The sequence below is a fragment of the Mesorhizobium sp. WSM4850 genome, assembly GCF_055811735.1.
This window is the reverse complement of sequence record NZ_JBVVPV010000033.1, coordinates 13,187-27,423: the sequence shown is the minus strand read 5'-3', so window position 1 is coordinate 27,423 and position 14,237 is coordinate 13,187. Positions and strand designations below refer to the sequence as shown.

The window sequence follows — 14,237 nt, the reverse complement described above, 5'->3', positions numbered from 1 at the left end:
AATGCAACACGCTGTCGTTTCACGCGATAACTGGCTGAGCGCCCGCCGGGACCTCCTGCGAGCGGAGAAGGAACTCACGCATCTTCGCGACAAGGTCGCACGCGAGCGGCTCGCGCTGCCATGGGTGCGTATCGACAAGGAATATTTGTTTGACACGCCGGACGGTCCGCGTGCGCTCGCCGACCTCTTCGACGGCCGCTCGCAACTTCTCGTGCAACATTTCATGTTCGCGCCGGGATGGAGGAAGGCTGCCCAAGTTGCTCGTTCATGGCTGATCACACCGACGGCATGAAGAGGCATCTGGCGCATCACGATGTAACCATGATCGCCGTCTCGCGCGCGCCGCTGGCCGATATTGAGCGCTACCGCAGACGTATGGGCTGGCAGTTCCGATGGGTGTCCTCGAACGGCAGTCAGTTCAACTACGATTTCCGGGTCAGTTTCACGCCCGAAGAGGTCGCTACCGGGCACATCGACTACAACTACGGCGAATGGCGGGAAACCGGCGAGGAATGGCCTGGCCTGAGCGCCTTCTACAAGGATGAGGCTGGCACCGTCTTTCACACCTACTCCACCTACGGCCGCGGTGTGGAGGTGATGATGGGCACCTACGCCATGCTCGACCTGATGCCAAAGGGCCGCAACGAAGCTGAGGGAATGGACTGGGTGCGCCGCCACGACCGCTACGCGTAGACCCGCGGGGACGTTGGAATGCGTTCACTCGTGAGAACTGCTACCTTCAGGCCCGAATCCCGCAAAGCTAGGCTGCGCGCAGTCAGACGATCCCTGCCCGACGATCTCGAGTAGACCCGAGATGATCTGTAAGGTCTTGACTGAAACTTCCTGCTCGCGGTCAAGCCAGAATGGGATCGGCATTGTAGCCATCAGCCTCGCTTCTTACGAATTTCCGATATCGCCGCCCTTGGGCGGGTGGGCCGACCAAACACTTCGGTTCTTGCGGCTTCGAGCTCGCTCAGAGATCTGGAGAGGGTAGCGCCCCAGACGACATGGACGGCCAGCATCAGAAGATTTCGGTAGGCGGGGTGCCTCCAGGCTGGCGCGAGGATATTGGCGGCCGGAATCCACCCGAGATAGCTGAGCGCCCACACGCCCAGGCCATAAAGGATGCCGTTGCCACGGCGCATAGGCAGAAGCGCAAAAATCGAGCCGGTCAGGGCTCCGAAGCCGAAATGAGCAAGCAGCGTGCTGGTTCGCGCGCCCTGCTCGTCGCCGGCGGGTGCGACGCGCTCGACGATCTCGCGCGGTGGCAAAGGGTAACGGTCCCGCTTGTCGAGCAACGGATGAAGGCGCCGCATGGCGATGGTCATCGCCAGCGTGGCCGCAAGTCCCGCAAGAGCTCCTGATACGATCCGCTGCAATATTTTCTCCCGCGATATTTGCCAAACGGCAGTTTGGCGCGATCGTTCCCGAGCGACGTCGCAGCTATCTCGCGCTCAAACGAAAATCATCGCTCACTGCGTCCGCGCCTGAAGCTGCGCTGCCGCGAGAAAAACGCGAAGAGGACTGGTCGAGGAACAATGCAGGAAACGGCTTGATGTTGCCGCCGGCTGGCTACTGCTTGGTCGGCGCCGTGGTGGCGTCGGCGATCGCCTGGCTAGCCAGTTCCGCCTTGATGTCGCGCGCCAGTTGCAGATGCTCGAGCACCGTTGGCAAAGTCTCGGAGGCGAAATGCTGAAGGCCGGCGTCCTGTCCAGATCCTATCTCCCATTCAAGCAGCTGCACCGTCTTCTGGTGATCGGTGATCTGCCCGCTGATATAGGCAATATCAAACCTCGCCCCGTCGAGCTTTTCAAGCTCGGCCCGCTGCCGCTCGTGCTCCTCGTCGAGCCCTTCCGGCAGCGGGATCCTATTGGTCTCAGCGAGAGATTTCAGTCTCGCGTTCGCCGCCGAGTGGTCGTCGACCATGCGGCCGGCAAATGCGGTGACGGCGGAGTTGCCGGACTTTTTCGCGAGCTTGCCGAATTCGACCTCGGCTGCGCCGCCGGCGGCGGCGAGCTGCGCGAACAGCCGGTCCTGGTAGTTGGTCTGATGAGGCGCCGGCTGTCCCGGCGCCTCCATCCTGGTATCCGGGGCCATGCCGGCCGGGTTTCCGATCTGGGCCAAAAGCGGCGATACCGAGAGAGGCGATGCGGAAAGCACTGCCAATCCCAACACAGTTGCAAAGACACGCATGAGAACCTCCATCGAAGATGCGTCGGGATCGGTCGGCCAGCCGCGATCCTGCGGACGTCGGAAAACGGCGATGCTGCGAAGCCGTGGTCGCCATCCCTCGCTCCTTTGGCACCCCCAACTTTGGGCCAGACCATGTGTTCCCTACCCTACCTCGCCTTTGGTATGCGTGGCTCCAGGTCGCAACCACGGCGTAACAATTGTTAGCGCGGGCTCACCGCCTAAACGACTCCAGCGTTTGCGCGCGCCTTCCTCGCGACAGGCTGCATCGCCGGCACCAGACTCCAAGCCTTGGGAGATCACTAAAATCAACATCGGCGCGGATTGTCGACTGCATGGGTGGGGCCGGCTGGACGCGCGGCGAGATCATGCGCTCGCTACCCCGGCTGATCGGTGCCGACAATAAGACCCAAAAGGAAAATGCCAGGCTTGAAGACGAGCCGCCTGACGCGCGGCGGCCGCCAGCCTTGACACGCTACTGTTGCCAAACGCGTACACTTCACAGGTCGCGCGCACTTACACGGCAAGCTGGCGCTTGATAGCCAACTCAGGTGCTGCCGCCCCATCTAAGCGGGAGACTGAAATGGCACAAACCAATCAGAATTTGGAGTATCGGCTCCAAGTGCGACGTCCTGAATATCCCCAGTGCCGATTGCGGTCACACGCCAGACTACTCGTAAGTGAGCTGACCGAGCATGTCGATTTGGATGCGCTGGACTGGCTTGTGCGCAAGTAGGTCGGGCGAGGCTACGTCCGAATCGCGCCGAAGATCGACCCGACTAGTCCTCCTTCTTCAAATCTTCAGCTTCGTCCTTCAGCCGCTGCCAGTCAGCGCCGTGCTTGCGAAGCAATGCCCGCGCTTGTTTGGGCGTCACGCCTGTCACCTCCGCGAGGTGCTCAACTTCTAGTTCTGCACCCTTCTTAACTCGGCTCGCGTCGCTCGTGCTCTTGTCCGCCATCTGTTGCGTCCTCCTTGGCCCAAGGTCGTTGGCAACGAATGTTGAACGTTGTGGTTCCGTCCCTGTGGAACTAACTGCCGGCCGTGTAGTTCTACCGCCGAAGGAGATCTCAATGCTTCGATTCTTAATCAGTCTTGGCGCGCTGTACGCGGCATTTCAAATTGGCCGTGAGTTCGGCCGCACCGAGTCGGAGGTCATCCAGATTCCACCCGACGATCGTCGTGCGACGGGAAATGGGACAGAGTTCGGCGAGCGGACCTAAGGGTTCTGGTAGCCCCCTAAAGCTTGCGCTATCTACGCGACATTGGCGCGAGCAAAACCAGTTACTCCTCGTCGCCGAAATCCAACGAGGACGCGGCCTGCTTCGGAACAACGCCGCGGCGATGTGGTTTTGTAGGATGACCTACAACGAAACGACCAACCCCGTCCTGACCGGTATCAGGGGCGTTGCCCGCGCTGCCAACAGGGGCATCTGTTCAGCACGTATCTCAAGCTGGCGCGGCGTTGCGAGGTATGCGGATTGAATTTCTCGTTCGCCGATCCGGCTGACGGGCCGGCCTTCTTTTCCATGTCAATTGTGGCATTCCCGGCGCTGGCTTTCGCACTATGGTTTCAGCTCACGTATGAGCCGTCCTATTGGATGCATGCGCTCACAACCTTACCCCTCACCGTTGGCGCGTGTGTTGCATTGCTAAGACCCCTCAAAGGCTGGCTAGTTTGCTCGCAGTACTTCCACAAGGCTGAGGAAGGCTCCATCGACCGAGAATGGCATGCAGCCGAAGCCGAGCGCCAACGGCAGCAGCCGCCGAATACGTGAAGTCTATGAGGCCAAGAAACGTATGTAGAGCTGCCGCACCTTTTGGCCCGCCAAATGCTCCCAACTACCTCGGTTCCTATTCGTCGCTGATACCGGCACAGAACTATGTCGGATATGGCCATGTTCGCCGCGGAGGTGCTTTATATGCAGCTTCACCGCCTCTGGCCCACTGCTTCGCCGGCCGTTTCTTCAACTCTTTGGGCGGTAGACCGGCGTTGTCCTGATCGATAATCGCATTCTCGATCTCAAGCTCACTGGCGGCTTCGAATGAGCAGTGTATTTGCGCGCCCAATCTGCATCGGTTTCCCTGAAGACCAGGGTAGGCACGTTCGGAACAAATCCGCGATCCGCCGCTTGGAGAACTTTGGAGCCATCGGCATGGGCTCGCGAGGACCAAACGTGGCGAATTATCTGACACTGCCTACGACTACATCGAAGGATCGGATCAAGGGTGGTCGTGGAAGCGCCGCGTGGTACCGAAGCAAAGTTGACGTACAAACCCAAGAAGAAGCTGTTCGAGTATACGCGGCCGCTTCCAGCGGGCCTAGCCTACCCCTACGACTGGAGCTTTCTGCCTTCTACACTGGGCGATGATGGCGATGCCCTCGACGGTCTGGTTATCCATGAGGCAGCCAGCGCTCCCGGTGTTGTCATCAAATGCGATCTGCTGGCGGCCCTTCGTGTCATGCGGACGGAGAACGCCGAGACCGTGAGAAACGATCGCTATGTATTTTGCCCGCACAGGCAAGATGCGCATAGCGGGTCTCTCCTTGGCGAGAATGTTCCGGATCGGTTGCGATCCGAGATTGAGCAGTTTTTCCTCGCGTCAGTGTCCGGCACCGACAAGCAGATCGAATTCGAAGGGTGGCACGATTCCAGCCAAGCTCTCCGGAACATCCATCGGGCCATGAGAACTTTCGAGCGGAAACAGCGAGCGGCCCAATATGAGAGGAATGTAGGCTTGAGAACACAGGCTGCCTGGGCGCCGGTGGCGGGCATTTGCGCCGCCCCTTACCGCAGACAATGCTCTCCCGGAAACTCGCGAGATCGCCAGCTCAGACCTTTTGACCGTCGAGGCTCTGGCAATGCGAACGGGCATAAGCAGTGACCAGGCACAAGAACTGATCGATAGGCTTGGCAATGATCGCGCGGCCATCGAGGAAGCCGCGCGGAGCCTTAAGGCGGCGGGAGGGTGACCTCAGCAGCCAATCCCTGTTATCTCACGGCTCGGAATGTTCGCCGCGCCTTATTCGTCTTGTAGGTAAGCCCAGTTGGTGCCTCAATCGGCGCCGGTCCAAATAAAAAGGACAACAGCCAACCAGGCCACAGGTGGCAAACACCACGACCACCCGGTCCGGCCGCGGGCGGACCATTTCGAGTATTGTCCAGTGTGCGGACAAGACTTCGAGAAGCGCGACCTGGGCCAGCTGGGTCATCGTGCTAAGATCGAGCACCAGTTGCTGCAGCCTGTGAATTAAACTGCGCCTTGCGGAGACCGCCAGGAATGAGTGGAAAGCGCCAGGTGCAGCGTGCCTACTACGACTTCTTCGAATTCCTCTTCGGTGCCGGTGCCCCAGAAAGAGCGGTTTCAGTCCTCAGTCGTCGTTCCCGGAGCCGAGCTGTCTTTGCATCTCGTGCCGCGCGCTCGACCTCGATCAATTCCCGCGCAGCATCCGTCGTACGCTCCTTTCTGTCTCGTTTTTCCTTTTCAGTGAATGCTTGCCTTTGCCGCATTGTTCTCCCCGATCTGACAGCACAGCGCTGTGTTGCCGCACCGAACCATCGTCGCCAGATCGGATTCCACCCGCACAGCAAAAAGGTTGCCATATCCTTCGGCACGGCGGACTGCATCACATCGCCAACGACCGCGCCCCGAGGGAATGGGAAGGACGCGGGCTGATCGGAGAGGGTTCAGCACTAGGTCAAAGTGTGCCCGACCCGAACGCATTTGGCTCGGCGGGGTCCCCGAACGAAAGACAAACCGCCTGCTAACAAGCCCCGTCCAACGGTCGTCTCGCAAAGAAGCTCTACTCGTCCGCCCTTCTGCCATGTAATTTGCAACAATCCGAGACGCGAGCACTTCACGTCGTTTTCCAGATTGAGCCTCGACCCTTTGGCCGGTCGAACATGCGGCTCAGTAGCGCCATTCGGAGGGGCGGGACGCACCCCTCCTTTTAGCTTGTCGGTATCGCCACGACACCTGCGCCCTGCCCACCGCCAGAACCTGCCCTCGGTCTATTCAGCCAAGCCTCCTCGACCGTCTCCCCGAATTCCAGGTCGGAAGAATGGACGAGGTCAGCAACCGGGAGCGATCACGGCTGAGTTCTGGAGGAACGAGTTCCAGAACTTCTATCCCGTCCAGACTCCAGCCGTGCCTGCCTGCCACAGCGGCGCTTGGCCTGCCGTTCAGGAACAACAACGCCCAAGCGAAGTTTGGTGGTCCAGGAGGTAACGACAATGCGCATACTGACAACATTCTTTGGATACTTGTGGCGCTCGAACAGCAAGTCGCCGCCCGACCTTGCGCCGCCCGTCGACGCGATTGTTCGGCTGCTGAAAGAAAAGCAAAAACTCCCTACAAAGAAAGGACTTGGTCGACCAGATCAGACTACTGGCGGCTGACCGCGCTGCGACGCAGGATGTGGCGACGGGGCAGACGGCATCACCCGTCACCTTCTGTAGCTTGGGGGACGGATCGGCATCATGCCCGGCTATCGACGGCGACGCCGAGAGAAGCAGATCAGGTTCGCGCCACTTAGCCACCGCTCAATTCCGGCTGGCAGGTCACGTGTCTTTACGCGCAAGGCCGCGCGCAGCCTCAAGAAGCCGCTGCGGTCACCGAAATCCTGAGGTTGCCGGCGGCTCGACCGTGCGGGCGGTTACAGAGGAGTCTTGCGATGTCGAGCCCATCACCGGCTACACGGCTCCAAAGCCCCGGTCACTGAAAATCGGCATCGGCGCGAAGTTGCCTCCCTAGATCCGGCGGATGGCAAGGGCGACATCGGCGGAGAACGGCGGCAAATCAAGCTTCAGCCAGCCGTCCGAATTCGCTTGCCATTCCGCTGTTTGGCTGCCGGCCGCGGTGTCCCAGGCGATGACGCGATAGGTGCCGCGAGCCAACCCGGGCAGCTCCAGGACGGCAGGAATGGGCGCAGTGCCGGCACGCAGCATGCCATTTCGCCCGATCGTGTCGCTGCGAACCAGCCAGACCACTGCCTGGGAATCGTCGCCGCAGGCGACCGGCGCGATGTCGGGACCGGAAATCCGCATCTTGTCGCCGAGATGGACACGCCGGAACGAAACCCAATCTATCAGAGGCAGGAAGTCGGCCAGCGAACGCTGCGCCCGCCGCATTCCGGGGGTGAGCACGTGCGGGAAGCGGTTCGGCCACCGCATGCCGCCACCGGCACCCCCCGAAGCCAGGTGAGCCCATTGCAGATGGCGGAAGTATTCATCGTCGAAGGGTTCGGGGAGCGTGATCTTCTTGTCCTTGAACGAGTGGATCGGGCCGTGCTCGGAATCGAGAAAAGGGCGACCGTCATGAATTTCACCAAGCGCCTCTCCGACGATTCGCGCCATGCCGAGCGCCGGCCCCACCGTGTCACTGGGGTCGTCAATTGTGCCCTCCTCGTAGAGATGGAGGGAGGCGAAATCGAGGTCGGGGTGGCGGAAGATCGGTGCAGCCAGCGGCATTTGCGGCCGCCAGCGAAGCTCAGGTCCGAACAGCGAAACGGTCTGCGGGTGAGAGCGGCCGTAAAGTGACGTTTCCAGGCGGCGCACAAAATCGCTGAGATCATGGATGAAAGCGCCGAAGCCATCCGCGCTGCCCTGAGCCTGCTCGGGATGGATCTCGTTCCAGAGGTCCCATGCGAAAAGGGCTCCGCTGCCGCTCCATCTGCGAACCACGAATTCCAGTCTCGCCTTGATCGCGCGGCGCGTATCGGCGCAGACTAGGAATCGCGACGGGTGGTCCAGCACGCCTCCGTTGTGGCGGTTGTAGGGATGGTGGCGCCAGTGGAGCCACTGCCAGAACGTATCAAAGGGGGTGAGCAGGATTCTCAAGCCCTGTTTTTCGCACAGACGAAAAAGATCGTCCCACAGTTGCACCATCGCCGGGACGAAGCGGCCCTGCGGCTTCTCGAAGTAGCGGTGGCGAACCTGGGCGTATTCCAGCATCAGCCTAAGACAGGTGACGCCGCTTTCCTTCAGCCAACGGAGATGATCTTCCACGCCGGCCATATCGGCGCGCCGGAACAAACCATTGAGTTCGGGCCAGCTTACCGCATCATTCTGCCCGATCGGCGTCCATGCCTCGCCGTCCTCGGTGACGAAATAGGAACCGGCTATCTTGATCCAAGGCAGGCCCGCAGCCGATCTCGGCGCGGAGTCTTCCACTTCGCCGACCAGCGGTATCGCCAATCTAATGTCGTTCAAGGCATGCTCGAATTTCGTCCGCGGAGCAGTATAACTGCCGCGGTGGCAAAATGTTTCGCCGGGCTTGGCAGGCCAATGCTCCTTTCGCCCCATTTTGCAGTAAATGGATGCCCTGTCTCGACGCAGCGGCGCCTTGCCTCAAGAGCGGCGCGGAGCTGGTGATGTCGACCGATCACCCAGAGAAGTTGCAGGCGCAGAACGCACGCTCGGTTCTGATAGCAATGTGAGAACCCTCGCTGCGGACATGACGAGGGAGCGGAAGTGTCGTGCGTCGCTTCGTCGACAAGGGCAGAATTCCAGGTTGGCGGTCGTCTGCCCGACCAGACAAACTTCAGCCGAAGGGGAACCTCACGGTCCCAGGCAAGTTCGGTAGGATTGTGGGGGAGATTGCGTGTGCTTTCATCTCATCAGCTTTATAGTTGTCGTGCGTGCGATCTTCTCCTTCCTCGGATTCCATCATCCAGCCCGACAACGGATTGGCGAGGCGCGGCTTCAGAGCGCCAGTCTTTCATCCTGAGGTCAACGTCTGCTCACCGACAACACCTGGACTCGGCTCCGCTCACGCTTGCTTGGTCAACATTCTACGCTTGCACGGCATTTACCGCTCAGGGGACGACGTGATGGAGGCCCGAAGGAAATTGTGGCGGTCGAGACTGGCAATGGCCGGCCGCCCGGCGGGAGCGCCGGCGCGAGCCCTGGCCGAGGGGTTGCACGTATGAGCAGCAATCCGGCGCGTCCGCCAGGCGAGTACCGGTCCGCGTTTGCCAGCTTCTTCATGGCTGGTTTCGAGTGTTCATCCCATCGGCGCGGCGACGGAGTGCGCCTCGATTTGATCCGAGCGACCGCCCACGACACGCACGCCCTCAGCGACTATCGCAGTTGTGCTGCCCTTGGGCTTCGCACGATTCGCGACGGCTTGCGCTGGCACCTGATTGAAACAGCGCCAGGAGTTTTCGATTGGTCGGGTTGGATAGCGATGATCGAAGCAGCTCAGGCCGCCGGGGTGCAGGTCATCTGGGATATCTTTCACTACGGCTCGCCGGATCACGTCGACCAGGGTGGCTCAGGTTTCACCGAGGCCTATGTGCGATTCGCCGCCGAGGCCGTCCGGGTTCACCGCTCCGTTGCCGGGACAGCTCCCCTGGTATGTCCCATTAATGAAATTTCGTTCTTCGCATGGGCGATAGAGGTCGGCTATTTCCCGCGCGTGGGGCCGAAGAAGCGGGGATGGTTCAAGCGGCAGCTTGTGAGGGCAGCGGTTGCGGGCGTCAAAGCGATGCGAGATGCCGAACCTGATTGCAGGTTCATCTGGGCTGAACCGCTAATCCATGTCGCTCCTCGCGACCGCACTCGCGCCGAGCGGCGGCGCGCGGAAAATGTTCGTCAGGGCCAGTTTGAAGCCTATGACATGCTCACGGGCCGTGCCGAGCCCGAACTGGGCGGCCGGGAGGACTGTGTCGACGTCATCGGGCTCAACTTTTATCCGCACAATCAATGGTACTTTCAGGGGCCAACGATACCAATGGGTCACCACGAGTACCGGGCACTTTCGGACATGTTGGTCGAGGTCGCTGAGCGCTACAGGAAACCTATATTTATCGCCGAGACGGGTGCTGAAGGTTCAGGCCGGCCGGCATGGCTCCACTATGTTTGCGATGAGGTCCGCGACGCGATGGGCCTTGGTGCGCCGATTCGGGGCATATGCCTTTACCCGGTGACAGCGTATCCCGGCTGGGACAATTCGCGGCACGCGGAAGTCGGCTTGTTGTCGACGATACATGCCGACGGTTCGCGCAGTCTTCGCCAGCCGGTTGCAAATGAATTGGAGCGCCAGCGCGCATTGTTTGCGGCAAGTGTTTCGTCGAAAACAAGCGCGTGACCTTTAACGCCTTTTCGCGGCGGATCACGGAAGGCAAGACTTGGCTACCGCTATCCGGGATCAGTATTGATGTTCGCCGCGAGCCGTGCCCGACGAATCGAGCATCGCTCGGTGCGCTGGCATCTGCGGGGCGCGGTTTGCCGGCAGGTTTTTTTGAATTCGCGCGAACGTCGCCAAAGCCTGACCCACGACCTGATCCATGTTGTAATAGCGGTATGTGGCCAGGCGCCCGACGAACCAGGCGTCTGGGCACGCCGCAGCCAATGCTTCGTAACGTTTGTACAGCGCCTCGTTTTCCGCCCGTGGCACCGGGTAATAGGGATCTCCGATATCGGTTGGATATTCGTAGGTCAGGCTGGTTTTCGAGTTCTGCTGGCCGGTCAGATGCTTGTACTCGGTGATGCGGGTATAGTTTTCCGTCTGCGGATAATTGACTACCGCGACCGGTTGAAACTGCTCGCAGTCAAGCGTCACGTGCTCGAACCGCAGTGACCGATAAGGCAGATGACCAAGGCTCCAATCGAAATATTCATCAATCGGCCCGGTGTAGATCATGCGCTGAAAGGGGATCGTGTCGCGAATTTCGCGATAGTCGGTTTGCAGCATGATCTTGATCTTTGGGTTGTGCAGCATGCGCTGAAACATGCGTGTATACCCGCCTGCCGGCATGTTCTGGAAGACGTCGCCGAAGTAGCGGTCATCGCGGTTGGTCCGGGTAGGGACGCGCGCCGTCACCGACTTGCTCAATTGCGCCGGATCGATACCCCACTGCTTCCTTGTATAGCCGCGAAAGAACTTCTCGTAGAGTTCCCTGCCGACGGTGCTCACAACCACGTCTTCGGCGGTGCGAACTTCTTCGACCGTTTCCCGCCGAGAAACGAAGAACTCCTCCAACTGCTCGGATGTCAATTCAAGGCCGTACAGGCGGTTAATGGTGTCGAGATTGATCGGTATTGGCAGCAGTTTTCCGTCGACCGAAGCCAGTACGCGATGTTCGTAAGGCCTCCATTCGGTGAACTGCGAGAGATAGTCGATTATCGATTGGGCGTTGGTGTGGAATATATGCGGCCCATAGCGGTGGATCAGAATTCCCGCCTCATCATAGCAGTCATAAGCGTTGCCGCCGACGTGATTTCGCCGGTCGATGAGCAGAACGCTTTCACGCCGTTGCGATGCAATGCGTTCGGCAAGCACGCTGCCGGCGAAGCCGGCGCCGACAATGAGCCAATCGAACATGGTCAGGCTCTCCTGCGCAACGGCACAGTGCTCTTCATGGCATAGGCGCGCTGGATGTGGGCAGCCATTGCCTCCCACGTCCGCTCCCACGACATGTTGGCGAGGTAGGCGTCGACTTTCTTCAGCAGGAGGTTGCGCGGACTCGACAGAACGGACCGAAGCTTGGGTTCGAGATCTTCGGCGTCGAAGATATCGATAAGGCCTTCCGCACTATAGGTTCGCACGACATCCACTATCGCCGTAGACACTACCGGCAGCCCGGCCGCCAGGAACTCGGGAGTTTTGGTAGGGCTGATGTAGCGCGTCGCCTCATTGAGCGCGAAGGGCATCCAGCCGGCGCTCCAGTGCCTGAGATAGCGAGGCAGGTCGGCGTAGGACTTGGCGCCCAGCCAATGCAAGTTGGTTGCGGCCGGCAGACCCAGCGGGTCGATCTTGACCACCGGGCCGAGCATGACGAAATGCACGTCGGGCATTGCCGCAGCCGCTTGCGCGACCATCTCAATGTCGAGCCGTTCGTCGATCACGCCGAAGAAGCCAACCCTCGGGTGAGGTATGTCGGCCTGGTCTGCAGGGTCATCGCCGGGCTGTCTTGCCTTGTGAAAATGCGCGACATCGATGCTGCTTGGGAAGGGAAAGATCGACTTGTGGAGGCATCGTTTGGCCTCGTACAGGCTCAGTCCGCCCGTGAACACGACATCGGCGCGCTGAAACAGCGCCTTTTCCATCTGCGTCAACTCTGCCGGCGCGTTCTTGAAGGCGGAGAGTTCATCCATGCAGTCGTAGACGCACACGTCGCAGCGGAGATGATCGCTGAAACGCAGCGCCATGGGCGTGTAGTACCATATAGTCAGCCGCTCATGCGGGGCGGAGGTGAGGATCCGATCGACGAACCTGCGCTGGATGGCATCCGCCTTTGTTGCGGAGATGCCGACCGGAAGAACCGGCGTTACGGTTCGGATCATCGGCGACTCATCTGTCACCCGCATGAAGGGGTCGTGTCTTTCCTCGAAGACCGGTTCCTCAAAGTAAATTATCTGTTGCTGCTTTGAGGCCTGGGTCAGGATGTGTTGTGGCCGTTGGTGTACGAAATTCCATCTAAGGTGGGAAAAGCAAAGTATGATTGACGACGTTACGGGAGTTTTTGGTGATATTTTCTTGCCGCCCGCCATTTCCATATAAGTTATCCCTTGACCATTACATAACTATCTCTCGAGTTAACATATGTTAATCGAGGCCCTTTCGACATGAAGCCCGCAGGCATACATCTAACTTTCGTTTAAGTAAGTTGTTCCACGGAGTTGAACTTCTTGCCTGTCCGAGCAGTGGCGCGGGCACTTGTGCGATGATCCACCGATAAACGGAGCGGCCAGCCGAAGATGCCCGAACCCATCCTGTCCACTCGAGCGCCTCGTCTGCTGCGCGTGATCTCACCAAATATGGCGCATTGCCACAAAACGGTTGAGAACGTTTGGTCGTTCAACAAGCGTTAATCGGGGGAGCTATAAGTTAACGGTCAGTGAATCGATTCGGCCGAGTGGCGCACGGGCCAGCGACCGCCTTTTACAACGCCGTGAGAGAGCCAAGACATGAAGTTCAACTTCGAAACCGACGTCTTTCCGCTGTTTCACCCGCAGGCCGTGGATGATCTGAAGGATCCTTGTCCGGTGTTCGACGGCACGCTTTGGCACGTCTTCGGCTCTAGCGGCACCGTCACGACCGAGAACTGGAAGATATTGCATGCCACGGCTCCGGACCTTTATGGGCCGTGGACTGAGCATGAGGCGCTCGACTTGGCGGTAACCGGATCGGGCATAGCGGCACCCGGCGTCATTCATGAATGCGGCGTCTTCCATATGTTTATCCAGACCGAATTCATGAAGTCGGGCGGACGTTGCGAACATGCGGTTTCCAATGATGGCTTCAACTGGGTGGTGCTGAATCCGGCGATATTGTCGCTGCCGGACACCGATGAGGACGGTATCTACGATCCCCATCCGGCGGTTATCGGCGGCAGGCGCTACATCGTCTATTCAGGCATGCCTAAATTCACCAGGGTGCCGCAGCCTGACGTCTATCTGGCGCGCAGCCAATCCGATTCCTGGTTCGGGCCATGGAAACGTCTCGGCAAGATATTGGATCATCTCGACGTTCCCCATCACAATGCGCGCGAACATCCGGACTACGAATGGGGGATCGAGGGCGCCCAACTGGTCGAATTGCCTGACGGTCGCGTGCTTCTCAACGCCACCTGCTTTCTTCCGCACGGTCCGCGCGGAAGTCGTCAGCGCGTATTCTTCGCCATCGCCGACGAAGTCCAGGGCCCCTATGTCTCGATCGGCCCCGTGCTCGATCCTGGTGAGCCTGGCGAGAACGGCCATTCGACGGTGATGATCGAGGGCGGGAATCTGATCTTGTTCTACCAGAGCAGACGTGAGGCAACGAACCATCGCTGGCGTTTCGGACTGGCCAGGTGCGACCTGGATCAGCAAGTCGTTTCACGAGTGGCATAACAGGGACGACCGCTCTGTCGCGCTTTGCCATCACGGTCCAGAGGACGAGATGCCCATCACCAACTTCGGGGCGATGGGGGGTTCTCGTCGGCCAGCTCTTGCTCTCGCCGCTCAAGCTCCTTCTGAAGCTTCAAAGCTAGTGCGGCAAGCCTCGGCGAAAAGGTTTCATCGCCGTCCAGTCCTAATCGCTTGCGTAGTCTGCGACGATTGTC

10 protein-coding genes and 5 pseudogenes are annotated in these 14,237 nt (G+C 59.7%); 8 read left to right on the top strand and 7 right to left on the bottom strand.

The genetic code is table 11. The features are described from left to right. Nucleotide 1 precedes the first annotated feature (1 nt). A pseudogene (locus tag AC0L2Z_RS25020) lies at nt 2–693 on the top strand (DUF899 domain-containing protein). Nucleotides 694–884: 191 nt separating this feature from the next. Here the strand turns inward: AC0L2Z_RS25020 and AC0L2Z_RS25015 are convergent. From AC0L2Z_RS25015 to AC0L2Z_RS25005, 3 genes are all read right to left on the bottom strand, one after another. After that, a complete protein-coding gene (locus AC0L2Z_RS25015; protein WP_473629582.1) occupies nt 885–1,328 on the bottom strand; it encodes a hypothetical protein in 444 nt (147 codons plus the stop codon). 244 nt (nt 1,329–1,572) lie between these two features. Next, nucleotides 1,573–2,193 carry a DUF4142 domain-containing protein gene (locus AC0L2Z_RS25010; protein ID WP_473629581.1) on the bottom strand — a complete coding sequence of 207 codons (621 nt, stop codon included), beginning with the start codon at nt 2,191–2,193 and terminating at the stop codon, nt 1,573–1,575. A gap of 776 nt (nt 2,194–2,969) precedes the next feature. Then, entirely contained in the window at nt 2,970–3,149 is a 180-nt protein-coding gene (locus AC0L2Z_RS25005) for a DUF3606 domain-containing protein (RefSeq protein WP_027154098.1), read from the bottom strand. Nucleotides 3,150–3,261: 112 nt separating this feature from the next. Here AC0L2Z_RS25005 and AC0L2Z_RS25000 point away from each other — a divergent pair, with 112 nt between their 5' ends. The 4 genes and pseudogenes from AC0L2Z_RS25000 to AC0L2Z_RS24985 form a co-directional block, all read left to right on the top strand. Then, complete coding sequence (locus AC0L2Z_RS25000) at nt 3,262–3,411, top strand: hypothetical protein (RefSeq protein ID WP_287176796.1); 150 nt, start codon at nt 3,262–3,264, stop codon at nt 3,409–3,411. A gap of 136 nt (nt 3,412–3,547) precedes the next feature. Further along, nucleotides 3,548–3,966 (top strand): annotated as a pseudogene (locus AC0L2Z_RS24995) (DUF983 domain-containing protein). A 451-nt stretch (nt 3,967–4,417) separates the two neighbouring features. Further along, nucleotides 4,418–4,873, top strand: a pseudogene (locus tag AC0L2Z_RS24990) (inorganic diphosphatase); the annotation flags it as partial. A 91-nt stretch (nt 4,874–4,964) separates the two neighbouring features. Further along, a pseudogene (locus AC0L2Z_RS24985) lies at nt 4,965–5,162 on the top strand (DUF2934 domain-containing protein); the annotation flags it as partial. A gap of 1,050 nt (nt 5,163–6,212) precedes the next feature. Here the strand turns inward: AC0L2Z_RS24985 and AC0L2Z_RS24980 are convergent. After that, nucleotides 6,213–6,355, bottom strand: a pseudogene (locus tag AC0L2Z_RS24980) (ATPase domain-containing protein); the annotation flags it as partial. 68 nt (nt 6,356–6,423) lie between these two features. Here AC0L2Z_RS24980 and AC0L2Z_RS24975 point away from each other — a divergent pair. Next, nucleotides 6,424–6,588: a hypothetical protein gene (locus tag AC0L2Z_RS24975; RefSeq protein WP_287244436.1), complete on the top strand. Its 165-nt coding sequence runs from the start codon at nt 6,424–6,426 to the stop codon at nt 6,586–6,588. A 351-nt stretch (nt 6,589–6,939) separates the two neighbouring features. On the opposite strand, the gene AC0L2Z_RS24970 is transcribed toward AC0L2Z_RS24975, so the two are convergent. Continuing rightward, on the bottom strand, nt 6,940–8,400 hold the full coding sequence (locus AC0L2Z_RS24970) for a glycoside hydrolase 5 family protein (protein ID WP_473629580.1): 1,461 nt from the start codon (nt 8,398–8,400) through the stop codon (nt 6,940–6,942). Nucleotides 8,401–9,115: 715 nt separating this feature from the next. Here AC0L2Z_RS24970 and AC0L2Z_RS24965 point away from each other — a divergent pair. Next, nucleotides 9,116–10,279 (top strand): beta-glucosidase, encoded by a 1,164-nt coding sequence (locus tag AC0L2Z_RS24965; RefSeq protein ID WP_473629579.1) that lies wholly within the window; start codon nt 9,116–9,118, stop codon nt 10,277–10,279. Nucleotides 10,280–10,339: 60 nt separating this feature from the next. On the opposite strand, the gene glf is transcribed toward AC0L2Z_RS24965, so the two are convergent. Next, the gene (gene glf, locus AC0L2Z_RS24960; protein ID WP_473629578.1) at nt 10,340–11,515 is read right to left on the bottom strand and encodes a UDP-galactopyranose mutase; all 1,176 of its coding nucleotides are present in this window, start codon (nt 11,513–11,515) and stop codon (nt 10,340–10,342) included. Between the two features lie 2 nt (nt 11,516–11,517). Beyond that, nucleotides 11,518–12,477 carry a glycosyltransferase family protein gene (locus tag AC0L2Z_RS24955; protein ID WP_473629577.1) on the bottom strand — a complete coding sequence of 320 codons (960 nt, stop codon included), beginning with the start codon at nt 12,475–12,477 and terminating at the stop codon, nt 11,518–11,520. A gap of 624 nt (nt 12,478–13,101) precedes the next feature. Here AC0L2Z_RS24955 and AC0L2Z_RS24950 point away from each other — a divergent pair. Beyond that, nucleotides 13,102–14,025 (top strand): glycoside hydrolase family protein, encoded by a 924-nt coding sequence (locus tag AC0L2Z_RS24950; protein ID WP_473629576.1) that lies wholly within the window; start codon nt 13,102–13,104, stop codon nt 14,023–14,025. Nucleotides 14,026–14,237 lie beyond the last annotated feature (212 nt).